Below are 21796 nucleotides of genomic sequence, written 5' to 3'. Positions count from 1 at the left end.
CCAGAACGTTCCACTAAATCCTCATCCGATAAATCATAAATACTTTTTAACAATAAATATTTAAACATACAGATCGGATCGATAGCAGTTCGACCGTTATCATGACAATATTTATCTTTCAATTCCTCGTAAACAAAGGAGAAATCAACTAGCTCATTTATTTTTCGTAATAAGTGATCTTTAGGAATAACCAAATCGTAAATCCCCATAAAAGGACTGAAAACCATAGATTGTTGTTTTTGAATCATCTTTATACCACCCACGAGAATTTGATAAGTTAATTATTACATAAAAAAAGTGTTACTTCCTTATATATTTTGGGAATCACACTTTTTTCGGGGGACTTTTTCAGTGGCCTCGTCCGGAGACAGAAATCTGTCCGATAGAACCTGTTTCAAGGACAAAAATACAGTCTGGAGACGAAAATCTGTCCGATAGAACCTGTCTCAAAGACAAAAATACGGTCTGGAGACAGAAATCTGTCCGATAGAATCCATCTCAAGGACAATTTTCTCGTTCGGGGTCCTGATTTCGTCTTGCCAGAATCACTATTCACTCAAATCCCGTTTCTCCTCCAAACAAAATTGAGAAGCAATTTTGTTTTTCCTGTAAAAATGGATACATTAAGCGTAAGGGAGGTTATGAAAATGGGAAGACGTAATCGAAATCGGCGTATACTTGTCCCTGAAGCGAGAGAAGGATTGGATCGCTTGAAAGCAAAAGTCATGGCGAAGCAAGGGTATACTGTGGATCCGGATCATCCTGAACAAGTGAAATACGAGGTGGCAAAAGAAGTAGGCGTGCCGCTGGATAAGGATTACAACGGGAATTTAACTGCGAAAGAAGCAGGGAAGATCGGCGGCCCTATTGGCGGAAATATGGTGAGCGAAATGGTCAAAATGGCTAAAGCTCAGCTTGGAAAGAAACAATAAAATAAGCCCGGCAAATGCCGGGCTTATTTTCAATTTGGCCGTATGTAAAAATCCAGTGTGCCGGCACTGGATAAACATTCAATAGTTAACGGCGCTTGTCCGTTGTTTTTAGTATACTACATCGTTTTTCTTTTTGTAACTGGAAATTATTCCTTAAGATAATTCTCGATTTCATCCAGCACTTTTTTCATTTTCGGCAAATGAGTTTGAACATTTTCAAGAAAGGATTCATCGGTATAATGTAGGTGGCCTAAATGACGCTGCAAGTCTTGCAGCAATTCGGCAACATGCATTTCTTCTTCCATTGGTTGACGGTTCATAGAATACCTCCTAATTTTAACAAAGAGCCAATCCCGAAGGAAAGGCTCTTTATTTTAAATAACAGGAATCGGCAATTGACCGATTTTTTACTAAAGTTGCGAAGCCATTTTGTTTTTTAAAACATGCTTGTGCTATGCTGTGGCTGTGTTTTCGCTGAAGGATCAATATACGTTTTTGCATTATTAATGGCAGTAGGTGCTTCTCCAAATCCGGAGGCAATTAATTTCACTTTTCCATCGTATGTGCAAACATCGCCCGCAGCATAAATTCCAGGAATATTCGTTTCCATCTTTGAATTAACGACAATCGAGTTTTTCACGATTTCAAGACCCCACGTTTTAATCGGTCCAAGTGAGGAGACAAAACCGTAATTGACGATAACGGCATCGACATAAAGGGTTTCTGTTGTGCCTTCCGTCTCAAGCGTGACGGCCGTTATTTTTTCCCCGTTACCGACAATCTCTTTAATTTGGTAAGGTGTTTTTATTTCAATCTTCGAATTCATAAGCTGTTCGACGCTATGCTCATGGGCGCGGAACTTGTCACGTCGATGCGTCAGCGTTACTTTGCTGGCAATAGGTTCGAGCATTAAAGCCCAGTCAACAGCAGAATCGCCGCCGCCGCATACAAGAACTTGTTTATCCCTGAAAGCTTGCAAGTCATTGACAAAATAATGAAGATTTTTTCCTTCATATTGCCGGACACCGTCAAGCTCTAAACGTCGCGGTTGAAAAGCTCCGACTCCGGCTGTTATAAGAACGGCTTTTGAATGGTGAATAGCCTGGTCAGTAGTCAGTACAAAATGTTCCCCTTTTTTTTCTACATTTTGTACGGATTCTTCTAAAACAATAGTTGGATTAAATTGATTCGCCTGCTCTTTTAAGTTGTTCACTAAATCTTGCGCAAGCACCTTCGGGAAACCTGCTACATCATATATGTACTTTTCGGGATATAAAGCAGCAAGCTGTCCTCCTAATTGTGGCATGCTCTCGATGATTTTTACTTTCATCTGGCGCATTCCGCCGTAAAATGCAGCAAATAAACCGGTCGGTCCACCGCCGATTATTGTAATATCAAACAATTCTTGTTCCGACATTCTTCCACCCCCAATAGTATAACTTCACGTTTTTATTATAGCTTACAATCCAGGTGAAAAAAAGAATTAACAGGGCAGGCAAAGCGGCAAGAAAACGAAGTGACAGAAAATTGACACATCTATAAAGTGGTTGAAAAAACAAACAAAAAGAATTAAGATGAATATGGATATAAATAGGTATATTTATGGCAATTTGAGAATTGTCTATTCTTTTATGCTACTACGTGAAATTTATCACAAACTTTTCGGGATAATAGTTCTAACGAGAGCGGGTCAAACTAAATAAAAATGAACGGGAAGTGATTGTATGAGTAAGCCGACTATAGTCATCCTTGGTGCGGGATATGGCGGAATCATGACAGCCATCCGCTTGCAGAAAGAGCTAAGCTTAAATCAAGCAAATGTAATATTAGTAAACAAACATAATTATCACTATCAAACGACATGGCTTCATGAAAATGCGGCAGGTACATTACATCACGACAAAACACGCATTCCAATTGAGGATATTATTGATACGAACAAGATTCATTTTGTCCAGGATACTGTGAAAGAGATAAAGAAAGATGAAAAAGTGGTCATCCTTGAAAATAAAGGTGAATTAACTTACGATTATCTTGTTATTGGCCTTGGTTCGGATCCTGAAACATTTGGCATCCCGGGCTTAAAAGAGCATGCGTTCGGTATTCGCAGCATCAATTCGGTTCGCCAGATTCGTGAACACATTGAATATTGTTTCTCTTTATATAATAATACGAAGGAAAATCGTGATCAATTAGTAACGATTGTCGTCGGGGGTGCAGGATTTACAGGTATTGAGTTTGTCGGTGAATTGGCTGATCGCATTCCTGAACTATGCAAAGAGTATGATGTTCCGCGTGAGAAAGTCCGTGTAGTAAATGTTGAAGCGGCTCCAACTGTTTTGCCGGGATTTGATGTGGAACTTGTGGAGTATGCGATGTACAATTTAGAACGCCGAGGCATCGAATTCCTTGTCGGGGTACCTATTAAGGAATGTTACGAAGGCGGCGTGCTGCTTGGAAATGGAGAAGACATTAAAGCCGCTACGATCGTTTGGACGGGTGGCGTCCGTGGCAACCATTTAATTGAAGACGCTGGATTTGAAACGATGCGCGGCCGTGTAAAAGTTGAAAAAGACCTTCGTATGCCCGGACATGACTACATTTTTGTGATCGGTGATTGTGCTCTGATTATTAATGAAGAGATTAATCGTCCCTATCCGCCTACTGCCCAAATAGCGATGCAGCAAGCATATACGGTTGCTAAAAACTTGAAAGCTTTAATTGCGGGCGGATCTCTTGAAGAGTTTCATTATCATAATAAAGGTACAGTTGCTTCATTAGGTAGAGGAGAAGCAATTGGGGTTGTCGGAAACAAAAAATTATTCGGATCAACCGCAGCTGCAATGAAAAAAGTCATTGATAACCGCTGGCTCTATTTAATTGGCGGAATTCCAATGGTTCTTAAAAAAGGAAAGTTAAACTTATTTAAGTAAACAAAGGAACAGAGGCAATCTTCTGTTCCTTTGTTTTTAAATGCAAGGAGAGAGAGTTCAATGGAAAGGAAAAACCGGGGGAAAGTATGGCTGGCAGCAGCAGGTCTTGTTATTCAAGATGGCAAATGTCTCGTTGTAAAAAAAAGCTATGGCGGATTAAAAGGTAAGTGGTCTATTCCGGCTGGTTTTGTTGAACCAGGAGAAACCGTTGATCAGGCGGCCATTCGGGAAGTGTTTGAGGAAACAGGAATAGTATGCAAAACCGTTGGTGTGGTTGGAATTCGAACGGGTGTAATAAACAATGAAATCAGTGACAATATGATTGTTTTTCAATTAGAGGCGATTGAAGGAGAATTAAGGGCGGCCGAAAACGAAATTGAAGAAGTCAAATTCCTTACATTTGATGAACTAAAAACGGATCCGCAAACTTCGATGATGGTCCATTATTTTCTGCAAGACAAAAGCTTAGTTCCGTTTGAAAATGAAACCATCAACCCGGGAAAACAATTTGGCTATACGGCATATAAAATTTTTGATATCCGTTAGAAAAGTAAGAAAATTCACAAAAACATACGATAACTTGTAATGTTTCCGCTTACATGGGGGATTATCGCCCAAATGGTGCCTTTCCAACTTCAAAAATTTTTGATATATTATCAGAAAATTCAAATAAGGGAGTGCATCTTATGAAACAATCAGCGACGAAACAAGCACAAGAAAAGTGCCCGTATTGCGGCGGAAAAGGATACTTCCAATTGCTTTTAGGCGGTTCTGAAACGTGTGCTGAATGTGGCGGAAGCGGAAAAAATAAATAAAAGAAATAGAAATAATTGCGGTTCAATCAAGCGTGCCTGATTTGTGGCATGCTTGATTTTTGTTTGAATTCCCAGTAAACTTAACAGTGATTATAGGGGGTGTACATACGTGAATTTACCACAGGTGATCATTTCTATTCTTCTTTTTATGGTCTTATTTTTTGGAATTGGTTTTTTATTAAATATGCTCCTGCGGCAAACTTGGATTATGGCATTTATTTATCCGATTATTGTGATTATGATCATAGATAAAGTTAAATTTTATCAATATTTTACTGAGCCGGCATATAGTTTCAATCTTTTGGTCCACCGAATCTCCGATATTACCGTCGTCGATGGCGTGATTTTGATTAGCGGTATGATTGGAGCGATTCTTTCGGGAATAGCGATCCGAATGCTTCGTGTACGGGGCTATCAAATGTTCTAGAACCTTCTTTGACATAAAGAAAGGTTCTTTTTTTATTTTTCTCCTCTCAAGAAATTTGCATATTTTTCTCTTACTCAGGAAAAAAATAGAGAAGAGAGGAGTGAAGTGCAAACTTGTTACTGCTAAAATCCATTTGCAGAAGATTGATAATGACGCTTCTCCTTATAGGAGCACTTGTGACGACATTTCAAGCGATTTCAGGAGTAAAAGTTGAAGACATTCATGAGTGGTGGAAGACGATACATTCACAAGGGATCCTTCAAACTTCAGCTCAAGCAAAACCAATTGATTGGTCAAAGTATCCTTCAGTAAAGGTTACGGCGACAGGATATACCGCCGGTGTGGAATCGACTGGAAAAACGAAGCATCATCCAGCTTACGGCATTACAAAATCTGGCGTTCGGGTCAAGCGTGACTTATTTTCTACTATTGCGGCAGATACGAGAATTTTTCCGATTGGGACCGTTTTATGGATTCCAAATTATGGTTTCGGTGTCGTCGCCGACACAGGTTCGGCCATTAAAGGCCATAAAATTGACCTCTATTATAATACGGTGAAGGATGTTTACCGTAAATGGGGGAAGAAAACTGTTACCGTCTATATTATTGAAAAAGGAAAAGGAAAATTAACTGAGCAAGATTTAAAAAGAATGAATGAAGATAAATCGATGCAAGTTTTTCGGCAGCAATTATATTAAATGTATAATGAAGTTGAGGCTTCAAGCATTTATCGCTTGAAGCCTTTCGGTGCGTCTCCCCATAAAAGGAAAGTGAGTTTTTCAAGTCCTTCTAAAAGCCGGGGAGAAGGCCGGCAAAATAGAGCTTCCTCTAAAACATGTATTTTATTTTCCTTTACTGCCTCAAGAGATGGCCATCCCGGGCGTTTATGTACGGCTTCCGGCTTTACTTTTGTCGTTCGTACCCCAACCCAGGCAAGGCAAATTTCATCGGGTTGGCGCGTAAGAACGTCTTCCCATGATGTTTGGACACTGGCTAATTCAACATCTTCAAAAATATTGATTCCGCCGGCAAGCCTCGAAATTTCGGTTAACCAGTTGAATTTCCCCGGTGTAAAAACTGGCTTCGGCCACCATTCCCAATACAATTTTTTTCGTTTTTTTATCGTCGATGTAAATTGTTTGTAAGCATCAAGCGTAGCTTTATATTTTGCAACATACGCTTTAGCCTCTTCTACCTTCCCTGTTCGTTTCCCGAGATCAAGTAAGTTATCAGCGATTTCCTGAAGGGTATTCGGTTGATAAACAACATGGGGAATCCCTCGTTTTTCAAGCTCCTCAACGTTTTTTTCCATACCGGGAACACTTAGCGAAGCAAGCACGAGATCGGGACTGAGTTCTTCAACAAGATCCATGTTGATCGATAAGTCAGGGCCAAGCCGCGGAAGATGCTGAATGCTGTCTGGCCAGTCAGAATAATCATCGATACCGACAAGCTCCGTTGTCAGGTTAAGGTAAGCGGCAAGTTCGGTATTGCTTGGGCATATAGATATAATTCGGATCCCAATCACCCCTTCATTCGAATTTCTTCTATTATCATACCGTTTATCGAAAGTATAAGCCAACATCTTTGTTAAAATGAGAACAAAGGGAGGAAGGGATGATATGGGGACCTCATTTTATCCGGAAGAGTACTATGAATTCTTTATTAAATTCAACGAAGGGGATTATTATACGTGTCATGATTTATTAGAAGAAATATGGATGACCGATAAAGGAAATTACTTTATAAAAGGATTGCTGCAAATGACCGTTGCCATCTATCATTATGAATACGGGAATGTAAAAGGTGCGCGGCTTATGATGAATGCAGCCTATCGCTATTTACAAAATTATCGCCCTTTTTATTGGGGGATTGATTTAGAGGAAGTCAATCGCTTTATCGAGGCTTGTATAGAGCAAATGCCAACCGATATTGACTGCGTACCGTATGAACTAAAATCAACATTGCCTGCTTTGCCGAATCTTATTTTACTATTAAATGATGAATCGCAATAATCGTAATCTTCTTGAGTGGTATGTATAATAAAATAGAGGGGGGAAGAACTATGTTTACAATTAAGCAAAATTGGACCATCCAGCAGCAAGATGAAGCGTTAGTCATTGGATTACCGTCAGAAAAAGAGTATAGTGCAAAATTGAATGAAATTGATCAAACATTGAAAGGGCATATTGCCGAATTAATTCGTGAAGGTGATATATCAACAAAAGTGAAAGCGGTTACGAAAATACATACGTTTGGAATAATGGGGGCAAAACGCCTTTATTTTGTCGGCCTTGGTAAAAAAGATAACATCACGTATGAAAGCATTCGGGATTGCTTCGGCAAAGCGGTTCAGGAGCTATCTCGGGAAAAAAGAGAATCAGTTGGCGTTTTGCTTGATACATTTGAATGCAGCCAAATACCGCTTGAAAAATTAGCGCACGCATTAGCGGAGTCAGTCATTACAGCAAGCTACAAATTCGATGATTATAAAGAAAAATCAAACGAACGAGAAAGAAAAATTACTTCCATAAATATATACAGCAATAAAGGTGGGCTTGAAAATGGACTCGCGAGTGGCCTCGCTTACGGACTGGGGATTAACAAAGCTCGCGATCTTGTCAATACACCCGGGAATTTAATGACACCCTCACATATCGCGCAAGAGGCGATTGAAGTCGCTCAAAAATACAATATGGAATATGAAGTGCTAGAGCAAGAAGACTTGGAACGGCTTGGAATGGGGCTATTGCTTGCCGTAAGCAAAGGATCATCGGAAAAACCGAAACTCATTACCGTGAAATATAAAGGAAGAGAGACGTGGGAAAATGTCCTCTGTTTTGTCGGTAAAGGGGTTACGTTTGATTCAGGAGGATATTCGATTAAGCCTGCGCAAAATATGCATGAAATGAAAGGGGATATGGGAGGAAGCGCCGCCGTTATAGGGGCAATGGAAGTCGTCGGCAAATTAAAGCCTGAAGCAAACATGATGTTTGTCATTCCCACTTGTGAAAACTTAATTAATGGGTCGGCGATGAAACCGGGCGATGTTTTCACTTCATTAAGTGGAAAAACGGTCGAAGTTCGAAATACTGATGCGGAAGGGCGTTTGATTTTAGGAGATGCCATTACGTATGCAAAAGAACAAGGAGCTAACTTTATCGTTGATGTTGCCACTTTAACAGGCGGTGTTGTCGTAGCTCTTGGCGATTGTACGACAGGAGTCATGACCAACAATGAGGCGTTTTATAAAAAAGTGGAGGCGTCCGCAAAATCTGAAGGGGAACTTGTCTGGTTGTTGCCGAGCTTCAAACCGTTTAAAGACATGCTAAAAACGAGTGATGTGGCTGATTTAAATAATTCGACAGGACGGCTCGGACATGCAATTACGGGCGGATTGTTTGTCGGTGAATTTGCCGGAAATACGCCATGGGTTCACCTCGATATTGCGGGAACATCATACAGTTCAAAATCCTCGCCATTAGGGCCGAAGGGAGCGACAGGCGTAATGGTAAGGACATTGTCAACGCTTGCCCGAACCTTTAGCTAATTCACAAAAAAACCGTACACGTTAAACATAAGTGTACGGTTTCTATAAATTAATCCGGTGATACCATTCGTTTTCAAACAAATTTTTATACTTTGGACTTACCTCAAGCAATTCGGAAACCGTAATAAATCGGTACCCCCGTTTTTTAAGTTCCGGCAAAATTTCCTTCAACGCTTCCACTGTTTGTTGCCGCCTGCCGCCGGAGTCATGCATTAAAATAATATCACCATTATGCACATTATTGATGACATGGTTAACAATCGATTTTACCCCGGGATTCGACCAATCTTTTGGATCCTGGTGCCATGACCATTGAATCACTTTGTACCCTTCATCTTTAGAACTGTTAATAATTTCTTTTGTAAGTGTGCCTCCAGGAGAACGAAACAGTTTGACCTTTTTCTTCTGATATCGGCTAATTAATTTATCCGTTTTATGCAATTCGTCCAAAAATTTCTTATGGGAAACTTTATTGTAAAAGGAATGGGTGAATGTATGGTTGCCAAGTTCATGGCCTTCTCTTACTTCCCGTTTCACGATATTCGGATACCATGTCATGCGAGTCCCGACTAAGAAAAAGGTCGCTCTTGCATGATACTGCTTTAACACGTCTAAGATTTGCGGGGTATAAACAGGGTGTGGACCGTCATCAAAGGTAATCGCAACAAGTTTTTCCTTAGTGGATACCTCCCAGATGACCTCTCCCTTTTTTTCATAATAAAAACGATTCGTCTTTGCCCATGCATGAAGTGGGTGAAAACTGAATAAAAGAATACAGGCGAATGTCAGAAAAAAATTCCTGATAATTTTAATCATTTATGTGCTCTCCCTATGTAGTGAAAAATACGTCCATTACTAGTATTTGTATATCGTTTATAAACATGCAAAAAAGCATGAAGATTTCCATGCTTTTATAAGGCCTTTATTCGATTAAGAATTTCTTGAAGTAAAATATTTATTGTATCATGTAAGTTATTTTTAAACATCCTATAAGAGAACTCGAAAGTAAGGAGGAAAATTAATGGGTAAACGAAAGCAGCCAAGAGATGCCGCACGGAACAACAATTTCACGCCGACGGAAAGCATGGATGGTATGGATATAACGGATAAGTCATTTGCGGATGCTGAAATACCGAAAAGGGATACACAAAGTCCGCGTTCAAAGGAAAAATAAAAGAACTGCCGATGATGGCAGTTCTTTTAAAATTGAAAGGAAAGCTCAGGCGTCCATTGGTTCATATGTTTTTTTATTTCTTCGTATGTAGATTTCTTGTCTTTCAGTTGTTTAATCGGCAATATTTCGTAATTGCGGTTCACCCACGTTGGAAGAAACGCCGGGTGCTGGAGCTTTATCTTTTCTTTATTTCCGATCACTGTTTTCTTCACTTCAATTCTTACAATACCGCCAATATCTTTATAGTCCCAACGCTGGCCGGATAGAAAGTTCCCAAGGGAATAAGCGACAAACGTTCGTTGCCCATCTTTTCGTTTTACCCATGCTACCGGTTGAAGAACGTACGGGTGGGAGCCAATGATAATGTCCGCACCGCTATTGGCGGTTTCTTGAACGATCCGCTTCTGTTCTTTATTCGGCATCCGTTCATATTCCAGGCCAAAATGAAGGCTTACGACAACTACATCAGATAACTGTTTTGCTGCTCTAATATCCTGCTGAATCTGCTTCAAATCGATCAAATTAACGAGATACGATTTTTCTCTTGGAACTGTAATCCCGTTGGTTCCATACGTGTAACTTAAGAACGAAAAGAAAATGCCGTTTTTTTTGAGTATGCGGATACGGTCTTGATCCTTCTTCGATTGAAAGGAGCCGGTATAAGGCATGCCAATTTTATTCCAATGGCGAATGGCACTTTGAATGACCTTTTCGCCCCGGTCCAATGTATGATTGTTCGCAAGTGTTACAAGGTCAACGCCATTGTCTTTTAACGCATCTCCAATTTCATATGGAGAATTAAAGCTAGGATAGGATGAAAGCCCAAGCAGCTTTCCGCCGATCATCGTTTCCTGGTTAGCGATCGTAATGTCTGATTTGGCAAGATACGGCTTCACGAATCGGAACATTGGATTAAAATTATAAGTCCCGTCTGGTTGACGGGCTTTATAATACACTCTATCGTGAATCAAAATATCACCGACTGCTGCTAACGTTACGGTGGAAATAACCGGTTTCGGAGGGGAAGCCGGCTCTTTTACAGGTTGTATGCTTCCCTTATTTTCTTCTTCAGGCTTCTTTTTTGCCTCCGCACTTGCGAGGCTTGCTTTTCTATTATTCTTATACTCTTTTAAACTAAATGCCGTGAGGATGCCAATAAGAAGCAAGAAAGTAGCGGCTAATAAAATGATTTTTTTCATGGTCATTTGTCCCCCTATCTCCATACTAGAGCATTTTCTAGTTATTTCAACAATTTTCTGCATATAAAAGTTTTTCGTTGCAATATGGATTCTTTAAAACGAGCAAAGTGTTCGTTATTAAAAACGATATTTTGTGAAAATTAAAGAAAATGGAAGAAAACAGGGTCTCTTGTTCTTATAAAAGAACAAAATAATATAAATTAGGATTTAATAGTACAGATAAACTAGTTTATAATATGTACAATTAGTTCATTAAAAAGAACAAATCGATTATCTTCTTAAAAGGAAGAAGTGACTTGAAGAGTTTTAACAGGCTTAAAGATAAAAGCAGGGATGAGGTGGAAAATGATTAGAATGGATAACGGCATCTATATTAGTTTTCTCGGATGCCGAGTCGTTAAAATCATCTATCAGGAAAAAAATCGCTGTGAATTATACATAAATGATGAATTCAAAGGAATAGGGCCATTTGATTATACAAAAGAAAAAATAAACGAGCTTGAACGAAAAAGAAAAAATCAAAAATTTCCCTATCACCTTTATGAATTTCATCCCATATTGCCTATTATTGATCGTACGATTTAAAATAAGCCGCTTAAACGGCTTATTTGTTTGTCATTCTTTTTTCTTTATTTTAGAAAAATATTATTTCATTTTTAGCAACTGTAACTTGCATAGTTCTTTTAACCCGGGTCTATTAGCATATTTCACGAACTTTGATAAGAATGAAATGTTCTATTTAAATAACAATAATTTAAGAAATTGGAAGATAGATGAAGTATTTGCTAGATTTGTTCACTAAAATGAACGAAATCTATTGAATTTAAAGGTTTTTGATCGACTGGAAACAATATATAATGACAATGTATTGTTCTTAATAAAGAATCACCGGGGTGTGAAGTTAGAGCCAATTCAGAAATGAGGGAGATGAATGCTGAAATTCATTTCGAAAGCATTATCTTTTAGCTTACTTGGAGCAGTTCTAGCCATTATTGTTTTTTTACTGTATGTCACATTTCAATCGAATAAACATCCTGAGAAAGTACCATCCTTTTTTGGATACAGCCCGTTAACTGTTTTAACGAACAGTATGCACCCATACATAAAAGCGGGTGACATGGTCTTTATAAAAAAGGTTGAACCATTAGAAGTAAAAGTAAATGATGTGATTACATTTAAAGAAACACCGACAAAAAAACTGATCACACACAGAGTTGTCAAAATAGTCAATAAACATGGAAAACGGGGCTTTGTCACAAAAGGGGACAACAACAATGTGAAAGATTCCCGTATCGTTTCAGAGAATCAACTTGTTGGAGATTTAGCCTTTAAGATACCAAAAGCCGGTTTAATCGCAAAGTTTGTCAGCGGTCCTATTGGTTTTATACTTCTCATTCTTATTCCTTTTGCGGGTTACATTTGTCTTGAGGTATATGACCGTTTATCTAAAGGTTTAAAAAGTGACCATGCTGAAGCAGAAGTTAAAGGCTAATCTTTGTATTCGAGAAATCCGTTTTATTAAAAATGCCATTCATTAAAAAGGAGGATTTAAATCAATGAACAAGGCAAAAAAAGCACTATTAGGGACTACTTTAGCTGGTGCGTTAGTTGTATCGGCGGGTTTTGGTACATACTCATGGTTTACTTCGGAAACAAAAGCATCAGGTGAAATTACAAATGGAACATTATCGATCAATCATGGACAAGACATTACTGAAAAAGTCATTTCGGGAGAAAACTTCGCTCCCTCTCAATTAAAGTTTGGTGATTGGCTTACGATTGACAATACGGGCAGCCTGAATACGCACTTAAAAGTGACTTTAAATCAATCCCTGGATAAAAATGTTCCAATCGGCAAGTACAAAGTGGGTTACATTGCATTGAAATATAAGAAGAAACCAAATGGTGATACGTTTCAAGCTGCAAAACAAAAGCTTAAAAATCTATTTGAAGGAACGACGAATGAAGCGAAAAGTCTGGCGGCAAACGAACAAGGTGAGGAACTTGCGCCGGGTGTGTATGCTGTAACAGGTATAGTTAGTGGAAATGATGAGAGAGGATTGAGAGCAACGTCAAGCAAGGACTGGGTTCTTGGCGATGGTACAAACGGGAAATTCTGGAGAATAAAATCTGATGAGTATATAGACCTGACGTTTGGTTTCAAGCTTGATGAAAGTGCAGGAAATGATTATCAAGGTGCGAAATATACTGCAAACTTAAACGTACAGGCGAAACAAACAGACGGTGGATCACAGTATGAAAGCAAATAGACAGAAATGAAAAGGCAGCCGGGCTTCTTCGGCTGCCTTCATTCCATCAAGGGAGGATGCGCATGATAAAACGTGTGATTGCAATCGGCATTCCAGCTATGATATTTTGCCTGTCTATGATCGCAAATAAATCAAATACGTATGCCTGGTTCCATTCAGAAACGAAAGCGAGCGGCGAGCTGAGGAATGCGACAACCAATGACTTATTATTGATTGAGAAAGGCGACGTTTCATATAATAGAAGTTGTTCGATCAGGCAAAAATTATCAATTAAAAATATTTCTCATATGCCCATTCCGATAACATTTGAAAATCAACATAAAACATTAGCTCCTGGGGCCGCATTAAAAGCGAATATCGATCGAAAGGTTTCATGCAAAGCAGTTGAAGTTCGTTATAAATTAGTAGGTTTTAATCACTATATTGATGAAATGATCTATGTTCCGCTTGATAAGGAAAAACTTTTGGCGACCGTTGAAAAAAAGAAAGAAAAGATGATACCACAGTCCGGTAGGTTTCATAAGCAAGAGGATGTATTACAACCAGCTGCCGAATCTGATAGTAAAGAACAAAAAAGTGTACCAAAAAAAGAGGATGCCTCGACTGGCTCTGATAAAAAGAAAGTTCTCGAAACAGAGCCAAACAAAAAAGCCCAATTAAGCGTGGGAAAGAAGAGGATAAATAACTAAAGCCGATGTCGAACATCGGCTTAATTATGTTGATTTTTCCATTTATTGAACTCTAAAAATTCTTTAAATTGTTCTTTGCTTACTCCAGAGTTCATTGCTTCTTTTACAAGTTCGGCCCATTCAGCGTCAAGTTCGCTTGTGGTAATTGACTTTTTTTTATTGAGTAAATTTTCTACAGGTATTTCAAGTACCTTTGATAATTTTTCAAGCAATTGAACAGAAGGGTTGGTTTGAATGTTGCGCTCCAGGGAACTGAGGTATGATTTGGCGATACCTGCTTTATCTGCCAATGCTGAAAGGGAAAGGCCTTTTTCTTCGCGGTACTTTTTTACTAGCTCACCAATCATGACAATCCCTCTTTTTTACTAAAATTAATATAGTTATTATACAGGTATATCGGCAATGCTGTAAACAGAGAAATTCGGTTAAAAAGCGAACGTCACTATGACGTCCGCTTTTGTAAGAAATGCTTTATCCTTCTATAGTAGGTTTGTTTAAGAATAAACGAATTTCCTCAATGCTTAAATTCATTTCTTTCGCTTTTAAAATTAAATCGATCCATTCTTGATCTAGTTCTTCTAAAACAGCTGTCATTCTTTCCCTCCTAAACATTTATTTCTAGGTAAACCAGCCGTCATAGATTATGTAATCTTTAGACCTGTGATTTTGCGCCCACGCTTTTCAGCCATGTTTGCCTTTTGCTAGAGGGTGTCCATACGGGCAAGTTGTTATCATTGTCAATACAACTAAAAGTATACAATCACTTTACTGTAAAAGTTGTCAAAATATGTTGCGGGATCATTCGAATTTTCCGTCAATATTCGTCATTTGATAGATTATTCTTTTTTGATTACTATGAAAATTAGAATGAATAAATAAGATACGTAAATTGCATATGGAGGGAATTGAATGAAGCTTTATGATATTTCTCAGCCACTCAGAAGCTCAACACCAGGTTGGCCCGGAGATACTCCTTATCAGTATGAATTAACATGGACGAAAGAACAGTCGGGATCTGTAAATGTAGGTAAAATTATGATGAGTACTCATTTAGGCACACACATTGATGCTCCGTTTCATTTTACGAATGAAGGAGAAAAGGTGATCGACCTTGATCCGGGTCTTTTTGTTGGAAAAGCACTCATTGTAGATATGACAGGAAAAGAAAGTATCGGTGCAAGCGATATGGAGAATATTGATCTTAATGGGATCCCGCGTCTCCTTTTTAAGACGGGTTCGTGGTGCGACCGGTCAACATTTCCTGAAGCAATAACTCCACTAAGGGCGGATCTTGCTCCTTATTTGGCGGAAAAAGGAGTCCGGTTGATTGGAGTTGACGTCCCATCGGTAGATCCGCTCGACAGCAAGGAGCTCTCGGCCCATCATAGTTTGCATAAGAGTGGTATTTCTATTTTAGAAGGGATAATATTAGATCATATAGATGAAGGAGTGTATGAACTAATTGCCCTTCCTCTTCCGTTAGAAGGTGCGGATGGAAGCCCTGTTCGGGCGGTGCTACGTTCTTTGGACACAAGTAACAACTATTTGAAAAAGGAGTGAAAGCATGAAAATTAAATCGATCGAACCAACCCCAAGTCCGAATTCGATGAAAATAAACCTTGATGAAACACTTCCTGGAACGGAAAGGTATAACTATACGAAAGAAACGATAGCAGATGCACCGGATTATATTAAACGGCTCTTTGAAATTGATGGTGTGAAAAGTATTTACCATGTGGCCGATTTTATTGCGTTAGACCGCCATCCAAAAGCAGATTGGGAAGAAGTGCTGGCCGGAGTCCGCAAGGTGTTTGGCGAAACTTCCGCCATTAAAATAGAAGATGAAACGAAGCAAGAGAAAAAAGAAGAGTATGAAGAAATAACGGTTTTCATTCAAAAATTCAGAGGCTTGCCAATGCAAATCAAGTTAACGACGGAACAAGAAGAAGTCCGCGTCGGTCTGCCGGAACGCTTTATGAAGGCAGCTCTTGAAGCACAGAAAGCGTCAACTAATCTCGTAATGGAGAGGAAATGGGAAGAACAAGGGGTCCGTTACGGAACAATGGAACAAATAGGGAGAGAAGTTGCGGATGAAATTTCTGCTGCTTATGACGAAAAACGCTTACAGCATTTAGTAGAGAGAGCATTTACCCTGCATGAAGGAGAAGCCGCTCCTAATGAAGAGGTCTCAACGAGTGAAGTAGCGGAAAAAATGCAGAATGAAGATTGGCAAACACGATATGCCGCTCTTGAGAGAATGAACCCGACGGTTGATGACATTATGGTTTTAAAACAGGCATTAAAAGATCCGAAACCATCGATTCGAAGATTGGCTGTTGTTTATCTTGGAATGATTGAAGATGAGGCAGTACTTCCGTTGCTTTATGTCGCTTTAAAAGATAAAAACGTTGCTGTACGAAGAACAGCCGGCGACTGTTTATCGGATATCGGGAATCCAAAAGCCATCCCCGCTATGTGCGAGGCGCTCGAAGATAAAAATAAACTTGTCCGTTGGCGTGCAGCCCGCTTCTTATTTGAAGTTGGAGATGAAACGGCAGTGCCCGCATTAGAGCAGGCTAAAGACGATCCGGAATTCGAGGTTCGCCTTCAAGTAAGAATTGCCCTCGAACGAATTCAAAGCGGTGAAGAAGCGGCAGGCTCCGTTTGGCAGCAAATGACTAGGCATCGTAAGCAGTAGCATCTACTGAGCCGAATGAGTGAGGCGAAAATGACTAGGCATCGTAAGCAATAGCATCTACTGAGCCGAATGAGTGAGGCGAAAATGACAAAGCATCGTAAGCAATAGCACCCACTGAGCTAGTGAAGTGAAATGACAAAGTATTGTAAAAAATTAACGTAACCAATAATCCCACTATAGCCGGGCTTGAGAAAACGAAAATGACAGGGATCGCAAGAAGGTACAGCCAGAAAGACGGGCATTGTCGGGAAAAACATCAACACATAAGGAGAAGAGCCATTAGATCATCCATTCTAATGGCTCTTTTGCTTGAAAATCCGCTTTTGCCTCTATTCCGCATTTCCCCATCATTACATATTTTAATATGGAGAAAGCATGTTTAGTGAAAGAAGGAGGTTGCAGAAAATGGCCTATGGTGGATTTGGCTATGGCGGTTATGGCGGTTATGGCGGCTATGGATATGGTTACGGCTATGGCGGTGGAGGCAGCTGGTGGACCTGGGCGTTTGCATGGGCTGGATGGGCAATTGCCGTCATCTTATTTATTATTCTCGTCGTCTGTGGATTCTGGTGGTGGACGACAAGATAAAGCGAAGGGCTTGAGTTGGCACCTCAAGCTCTTTCCTATGAATACTTGCGTTACCTGTATGGAATACTAAAGAAAAAAATGGAATTCTAAAGAAAAAATTGGAGAGAAAGCAATGCACAATCGTCATACTGTACTTTATATATGTGAGGAGTATATAAGTGGCAATTGTTATTATTATAAAACCGAACTTATTACACATGACTCATGGAGAAAACCCGAATCAATTGCCTGGTCAACTCCGCGGCCAATTTCAAAAGCTACGTTTTTAAAACAGAAAAAGGCCGGGTTTCGAACGGAACACCGATTTGTAAACAAGCCTCCTGCGACCGTCATTTCCATACATAAAAGGCATGCAAGATCCCCGGAATAAAGCGGGGATATTTTTTTGGATGATAATTTTTAAAAATAGGGAATAAGAAAAATGGAGAAGACATTAAAAATGAAAAGAGGAGAGTAGCATATGTCCGAATATCGAATAGCAAAAGACACCCTTGGTGAAGTAAAAGTTCCAGCAAATGCATATTACGGGGCACAAACACAGAGAGCCGTTGAAAATTTCCAAATCAGTTCACTCCACCTGCCAGGTTCGTTTATTCGCGCTCAAGCAATTATTAAAGCAAGTGCAGCTGTCGCCAACAGAGATTGCGGAGTTCTGGATAAACAAAAGGCGGACGCGATTATTCAAGCGGCTGAAGAAATCATAGATGGAAAGCTTCATGACCAATTTGTCGTAGATGCGTACCAGGCAGGAGCAGGGACTTCGCAAAATATGAATGCGAACGAAGTCATTGCAAGCCGGGCTGTAGAGCTATTAGGAGGAGAAAAGGGAGATTGGAGCATCATTCATCCGAATGACCATGTCAATATGGCCCAATCGACGAATGATACGATCCATGTCGCAATGAACATAGCCATAGCCGAAGAGCTCCATCGCACCCTTTATCCTTCTATCGAAAAAACAATAGATGCATTAAAAGAGAAAGAAAAACAGTTTCATCGAATCGTTAAATCCGGGAGAACCCACTTGCAAGATGCCGTTCCGATGCGTCTAGGAAGTATGTTTGGCGGATATGCCGGGACGCTTTCACAAGTCTTGACATCATTGAAGCAAGCAGAAAGTTTTGTATATGAAATTGGACTGGGTGGCAATGCGGTTGGAACGGGGATTAATGCCCATCCCGATTATGCACGGCGCGCCATTAATGAAATTGCTAGAAGAACAGGATTGCCATTTACGCCGCCTTCTAACCGTTTTACATTTATGCAAAATACAGGAGCCGCCATTCAAATAAGCAGCCATTTAAAAGAGCTTGCGATTCATCTCATCAAAATCTCCAGTGACTTGCGCTTATTAAGTTCCGGTCCGCGAACAGGCATTGCTGAATTAACGCTTCCAGCCGTTCAACCAGGGTCGTCCATTATGCCTGGAAAAGTGAATCCGGTTATTTTAGAAAACGTGTATATGATCTCAGCCCAGGTCATTGGAAACGATGCGTGCGTGGCGACGGCTGGAATCGGCAGCCAGCTTGAAATTAATGTCATGATGCCAGTAATTGCATTTAACGTTCTTTCATCGATTACGATTTTATCGAATGGAATGAATGGCTTTACTGAACGATGTTTAAAAGGTCTTAAAGCGAATGAAGAACGAATTAAAGAGCTTTTGGAACAAAACAGTGCGATCGCAACTGCCCTTAACCCATATATCGGTTATGAAAAAGCGGCAGAAGTAGCGAAAGAAAGCTTCAGAGAAGGAAAGACTGTCAAGGAAGTAGCAATCGAAAAAGGCTATGTGACAAAAGAGGAAGCGGAAAAAGCGTTAAAACCGGAAAATTTAGTTTAGCCCATTTAACCACACTTTTACTGCAAAAATACAAGCCGCAATGTTTTTTATATAATTATAGTGAAAATAGTAGTTAACACTCTCAACACACGTTATAATGAAATATGTTGATTTTGACTTTAATGATTAGGACATAAAGGAAATAGATTGACACGATTGAAAAGGTAAATAGGAGGCAGTAAATTATGTGTGGTTTTATCGGTTATATGCTGGATAAGCCAGAGACAATCGAACAACCGGAAACAGACCAATTAAAGAACATGACCAATATTATTACACACCGTGGTCCAGATGATTCCGGTCATTTTGTAGATCAGCATGTCCGTTTCGGATTTCGTCGTTTAAGCATTATTGACTTAGAAAGCGGAAAGCAACCGTTGTCTTATGAAGATGATCGCTATTGGATTATTTTTAATGGTGAAATATATAACTATATCGAATTGCGCCAGGAATTAGAGGCAAAAGGGTATACCTTTAAAACGTCTTCTGACACTGAAGTCATTCTTGCCCTTTACGCAGACAAAAGAGAAGCGGCGGTTAAAGAGCTCCGCGGAATGTTTGGCTTCCTCATTTGGGACAAAGAAAAACAAGAATTATTTGGGGCGCGCGACCCATTTGGAATAAAACCATTCTTTTATTTAGAAAAAGATGGAATTCTTTATTGTGCATCTGAGAAGAAAAGTATTGTGCTTGCGACTGAAGATCAAAAGGTGGATGTTGAAAGCCTTCACCATTATTTAACCTATCAGTTTGTTCCAGAACCGATGACGATGACGAAACATATTAAAAAATTGGAGCCGGGACACTATTTTACAAAAAAAGTCGGCGGTGCGATGCAAATAAGAACGTACTGGGAACCGACTTTTTATCCAAAAATTGTTCCATTAAACGACGCAATTGAAGACATTCGCAACGTAATGCGCGATTCCGTTAAAATGCATATGCGATCTGATGTGCCGGTTGGCGCGTTTTTGTCGGGCGGGATTGACTCAAGTGCCATTGTGGCTTTAGCGAGCGAATTACATCCGGCATTAAAAACGTTTACGGTCGGATTTGAGCGAGAAGGATTCAGTGAAATAGATGTGGCTGTACAAACAGCGGCAGAACTCAATGTGGAGAACATTCATTATATTGTAAAGCCAGAAGAATACATTAAGGAATTGCCGAAGATTGTCTGGCATTTGGACGACCCTGTTGCCGACCCGGCGCTTGTGCCATTGTATTTTGTTGCCCGTGAAGCAAGCAAACACGTTACCGTTGTCTTATCAGGTGAAGGTTCGGATGAATTGTTTGGAGGATATAATATTTATAACGAACCACATTCCCTTCGTTATTTTAAAAACATGCCTGATGGATTGAAAAAGGGACTGGCATCTCTTGCTAAAATTATGCCTGAGGGAATGAAAGGGAAAAGTTTCTTTGAACGTGGTGCAATGAGCATTGAAGAACGTTACATTGGTAATGCCAAAATGTTTAGCGAAGAAGAGAAGAGCACGCTTCTAAAAAACTATAATAAAGCATTTAATTACCAGAACGTTACACGCCCGCTTTATGAAAAGGCGAAAATTCTTCACGATGTTCATAAAATGCAATATGTTGATATACACACGTGGATGCGCGGCGACATACTTGTCAAAGCCGATAAGATGACGATGGCTCATTCACTTGAGCTTCGCGTGCCGTTCCTCGATAAAGAAGTGTTTAAGGTCGCGTCGCAGCTTCATCCTGATATTACTGTGACAAATGGAACAACGAAGTATGCGCTTCGGGAAGCGATGAAGGGCATCGTTCCTGATTCCGTGCTTTATCGCAGAAAACTTGGTTTCCCTGTTCCGATTCGCCATTGGTTAAAAAATGAAATTCATGACTGGGCTGTAAATCTCATTAAGTCAAGTGAGACAGATCGTTATCTTGATAAAAATATCATTCTTGGTTTACTAGACGACCATTGCAGAGGAAAAGGGGACTACAGCCGGAAAATTTGGACCGTATTAATCTTCATGTTATGGCACCAAATTAATATTGAAAAGATATATTCATTTGGTGAGGAATGGTTAAGCAAAGATCAAGAGAAAACAATGGCTACAAACGTATAATGTTAGAAGATCTGTGTATATTTCTCTAAATGGGAAAAACACTCCATTTGTCTCATTTTGTTTTCTCAAGTGTTTATGTTATAATTAATAAGTTAAAAAATAGTTAGGAGTGTTTTCATGAATTTTGAAGTAGGCAGTATTGTAGAAGGTAAAGTAACAGGTATCAAACCGTTTGGTGCATTTGTTGCTTTAAATGACGAAATCCAGGGGTTGATTCATATTTCTGAGATTTCACATGGCTATGTGAAAGATATTAACGATGTTCTTAAGGTAGGGGATACGGTTAAAGTAAAAGTTTTATCGATTGACGAAGAGGGCAAAAAGATTTCTCTTTCCATTCGCCAAACACAAGAAGCTCCGGCTCCAGGACCTAAAAAAGAACGTCGCCCGGCTAAAAAAGCAGCTGCGGCAAACGATAGTTCAAAAGGCTTTAATACATTAGAAGCCAAATTAAAGGAATGGTTGAAAGAATCAACAGACCGTCAAGCTCAATTAAATAAACGCTTAAAGAAATAAGCGAATCTAGCTCGAAGGTTCTTCACGATGTGAAGAACCTTCTTGCGAAAAAAATACATATTGGAG

At 39.6% G+C, this 21796-nt stretch carries 27 protein-coding genes and 1 riboswitch; of the genes, 19 read left to right on the top strand and 8 right to left on the bottom strand.

The window, feature by feature from the left end:
• The coding region (locus H538_RS0105230; protein ID WP_026676713.1) for a transposase at positions 1–248 on the bottom strand (248 nt) is incomplete at its 3' end.
• A gap of 399 nt (positions 249–647) precedes the next feature.
• On the opposite strand from H538_RS0105230, the gene H538_RS0105225 reads away from it, so the two are divergent.
• The gene (locus H538_RS0105225; protein ID WP_026676712.1) at positions 648–932 is read left to right on the top strand and encodes an alpha/beta-type small acid-soluble spore protein; all 285 of its coding nucleotides are present in this window, start codon (positions 648–650) and stop codon (positions 930–932) included.
• 146 nt (positions 933–1078) lie between these two features.
• Here H538_RS0105225 and H538_RS25980 read toward each other — a convergent pair whose 3' ends face one another.
• Together H538_RS25980 and H538_RS0105215 are read right to left on the bottom strand one after the other, a co-directional pair.
• Positions 1079–1252 carry a hypothetical protein gene (locus H538_RS25980; RefSeq protein WP_154657902.1) on the bottom strand — a complete coding sequence of 58 codons (174 nt, stop codon included), beginning with the start codon at positions 1250–1252 and terminating at the stop codon, positions 1079–1081.
• 116 nt (positions 1253–1368) lie between these two features.
• A complete protein-coding gene (locus H538_RS0105215) occupies positions 1369–2349 on the bottom strand; it encodes an NAD(P)/FAD-dependent oxidoreductase (RefSeq protein ID WP_026676711.1) in 981 nt (326 codons plus the stop codon).
• 307 nt (positions 2350–2656) lie between these two features.
• Between H538_RS0105215 and H538_RS0105210 the strand changes: the two genes are divergently transcribed.
• From H538_RS0105210 to H538_RS0105190, 5 genes are all read left to right on the top strand, one after another.
• Positions 2657–3865, top strand: a complete 1209-nt coding sequence (locus H538_RS0105210; protein ID WP_026676710.1) for an NAD(P)/FAD-dependent oxidoreductase — start codon at positions 2657–2659, stop codon at positions 3863–3865.
• Positions 3866–3925: 60 nt separating this feature from the next.
• Positions 3926–4411, top strand: coding sequence for an NUDIX hydrolase (locus H538_RS0105205; protein WP_026676709.1), 486 nt, complete (start codon positions 3926–3928; stop codon positions 4409–4411).
• Between the two features lie 140 nt (positions 4412–4551).
• Positions 4552–4680: a YuiA family protein gene (locus H538_RS26365; RefSeq protein ID WP_161627195.1), complete on the top strand. Its 129-nt coding sequence runs from the start codon at positions 4552–4554 to the stop codon at positions 4678–4680.
• 109 nt (positions 4681–4789) lie between these two features.
• The gene (locus tag H538_RS0105195) at positions 4790–5107 is read left to right on the top strand and encodes a YuiB family protein (protein ID WP_026676708.1); all 318 of its coding nucleotides are present in this window, start codon (positions 4790–4792) and stop codon (positions 5105–5107) included.
• 113 nt (positions 5108–5220) lie between these two features.
• Positions 5221–5805: a 3D domain-containing protein gene (locus H538_RS0105190; protein WP_035350109.1), complete on the top strand. Its 585-nt coding sequence runs from the start codon at positions 5221–5223 to the stop codon at positions 5803–5805.
• A 29-nt stretch (positions 5806–5834) separates the two neighbouring features.
• Here the strand turns inward: H538_RS0105190 and H538_RS0105185 are convergent, their stop codons facing one another.
• The gene (locus tag H538_RS0105185) at positions 5835–6626 is read right to left on the bottom strand and encodes a cobalamin-binding protein (protein ID WP_026676706.1); all 792 of its coding nucleotides are present in this window, start codon (positions 6624–6626) and stop codon (positions 5835–5837) included.
• A gap of 103 nt (positions 6627–6729) precedes the next feature.
• On the opposite strand from H538_RS0105185, the gene H538_RS0105180 reads away from it, so the two are divergent.
• Positions 6730–7122, top strand: a complete 393-nt coding sequence (locus H538_RS0105180) for a DUF309 domain-containing protein (protein ID WP_026676705.1) — start codon at positions 6730–6732, stop codon at positions 7120–7122.
• Between the two features lie 50 nt (positions 7123–7172).
• Positions 7173–8657, top strand: coding sequence for a leucyl aminopeptidase (locus H538_RS0105175; protein WP_026676704.1), 1485 nt, complete (start codon positions 7173–7175; stop codon positions 8655–8657).
• A gap of 42 nt (positions 8658–8699) precedes the next feature.
• Here H538_RS0105175 and H538_RS0105170 read toward each other — a convergent pair whose 3' ends face one another.
• Positions 8700–9473, bottom strand: coding sequence for a polysaccharide deacetylase family protein (locus H538_RS0105170; protein ID WP_026676703.1), 774 nt, complete (start codon positions 9471–9473; stop codon positions 8700–8702).
• A 205-nt stretch (positions 9474–9678) separates the two neighbouring features.
• Between H538_RS0105170 and H538_RS25975 the strand changes: the two genes are divergently transcribed.
• A complete protein-coding gene (locus tag H538_RS25975; RefSeq protein WP_154657901.1) occupies positions 9679–9831 on the top strand; it encodes a hypothetical protein in 153 nt (50 codons plus the stop codon).
• A 26-nt stretch (positions 9832–9857) separates the two neighbouring features.
• Here H538_RS25975 and H538_RS0105160 read toward each other — a convergent pair whose 3' ends face one another.
• The gene (locus H538_RS0105160) at positions 9858–11030 is read right to left on the bottom strand and encodes a CapA family protein (RefSeq protein ID WP_026676702.1); all 1173 of its coding nucleotides are present in this window, start codon (positions 11028–11030) and stop codon (positions 9858–9860) included.
• A 345-nt stretch (positions 11031–11375) separates the two neighbouring features.
• Between H538_RS0105160 and H538_RS0105155 the strand changes: the two genes are divergently transcribed.
• The 4 genes from H538_RS0105155 to H538_RS0105140 all read left to right on the top strand — a co-directional run bounded on the left by H538_RS0105155 (position 11376) and on the right by H538_RS0105140 (position 13989).
• A complete protein-coding gene (locus H538_RS0105155) occupies positions 11376–11615 on the top strand; it encodes a hypothetical protein (protein WP_035350103.1) in 240 nt (79 codons plus the stop codon).
• A 346-nt stretch (positions 11616–11961) separates the two neighbouring features.
• The gene (locus H538_RS23095; RefSeq protein ID WP_051291278.1) at positions 11962–12522 is read left to right on the top strand and encodes a signal peptidase I; all 561 of its coding nucleotides are present in this window, start codon (positions 11962–11964) and stop codon (positions 12520–12522) included.
• 64 nt (positions 12523–12586) lie between these two features.
• On the top strand, positions 12587–13300 hold the full coding sequence (locus H538_RS0105145) for a hypothetical protein (protein ID WP_026676700.1): 714 nt from the start codon (positions 12587–12589) through the stop codon (positions 13298–13300).
• Between the two features lie 62 nt (positions 13301–13362).
• Positions 13363–13989, top strand: a complete 627-nt coding sequence (locus tag H538_RS0105140) for a hypothetical protein (RefSeq protein WP_026676699.1) — start codon at positions 13363–13365, stop codon at positions 13987–13989.
• A gap of 20 nt (positions 13990–14009) precedes the next feature.
• Here the strand turns inward: H538_RS0105140 and H538_RS0105135 are convergent, their stop codons facing one another.
• Positions 14010–14336, bottom strand: coding sequence for a helix-turn-helix domain-containing protein (locus tag H538_RS0105135; protein ID WP_026676698.1), 327 nt, complete (start codon positions 14334–14336; stop codon positions 14010–14012).
• 124 nt (positions 14337–14460) lie between these two features.
• Positions 14461–14583 (bottom strand): anti-repressor SinI family protein, encoded by a 123-nt coding sequence (locus H538_RS25425; RefSeq protein WP_154657900.1) that lies wholly within the window; start codon positions 14581–14583, stop codon positions 14461–14463.
• Between the two features lie 24 nt (positions 14584–14607).
• Positions 14608–14695, bottom strand: a riboswitch (cyclic di-GMP riboswitch).
• A 203-nt stretch (positions 14696–14898) separates the two neighbouring features.
• Between H538_RS25425 and kynB the strand changes: the two genes are divergently transcribed.
• The 6 genes from kynB to yugI all read left to right on the top strand — a co-directional run bounded on the left by kynB (position 14899) and on the right by yugI (position 21730).
• Positions 14899–15549 carry an arylformamidase gene (gene kynB / locus H538_RS0105125; RefSeq protein ID WP_026676697.1) on the top strand — a complete coding sequence of 217 codons (651 nt, stop codon included), beginning with the start codon at positions 14899–14901 and terminating at the stop codon, positions 15547–15549.
• A gap of 4 nt (positions 15550–15553) precedes the next feature.
• Positions 15554–16687 carry a conserved virulence factor C family protein gene (locus tag H538_RS0105120; protein WP_026676696.1) on the top strand — a complete coding sequence of 378 codons (1134 nt, stop codon included), beginning with the start codon at positions 15554–15556 and terminating at the stop codon, positions 16685–16687.
• Positions 16688–17092: 405 nt separating this feature from the next.
• Entirely contained in the window at positions 17093–17275 is a 183-nt protein-coding gene (locus H538_RS0105115; RefSeq protein ID WP_026676695.1) for a hypothetical protein, read from the top strand.
• A gap of 460 nt (positions 17276–17735) precedes the next feature.
• Positions 17736–19118, top strand: coding sequence for a class II fumarate hydratase (locus H538_RS0105105; protein WP_026676693.1), 1383 nt, complete (start codon positions 17736–17738; stop codon positions 19116–19118).
• A 185-nt stretch (positions 19119–19303) separates the two neighbouring features.
• Positions 19304–21214, top strand: a complete 1911-nt coding sequence (gene asnB, locus H538_RS0105100; protein WP_026676692.1) for an asparagine synthase (glutamine-hydrolyzing) — start codon at positions 19304–19306, stop codon at positions 21212–21214.
• A 117-nt stretch (positions 21215–21331) separates the two neighbouring features.
• Positions 21332–21730, top strand: a complete 399-nt coding sequence (gene yugI, locus H538_RS0105095) for a S1 domain-containing post-transcriptional regulator GSP13 (RefSeq protein WP_026676691.1) — start codon at positions 21332–21334, stop codon at positions 21728–21730.
• The last annotated feature ends 66 nt before the right edge of the window (positions 21731–21796 follow it).

It is taken from the genome of Fictibacillus gelatini DSM 15865 (assembly GCF_000430745.1).
Classification (GTDB): domain Bacteria; phylum Bacillota; class Bacilli; order Bacillales; family Fictibacillaceae; genus Fictibacillus_A; species Fictibacillus_A gelatini.
The sequence above is the reverse complement of the archived record's forward strand: the minus strand, read 5'-3'. Positions and strand labels throughout refer to the sequence as shown.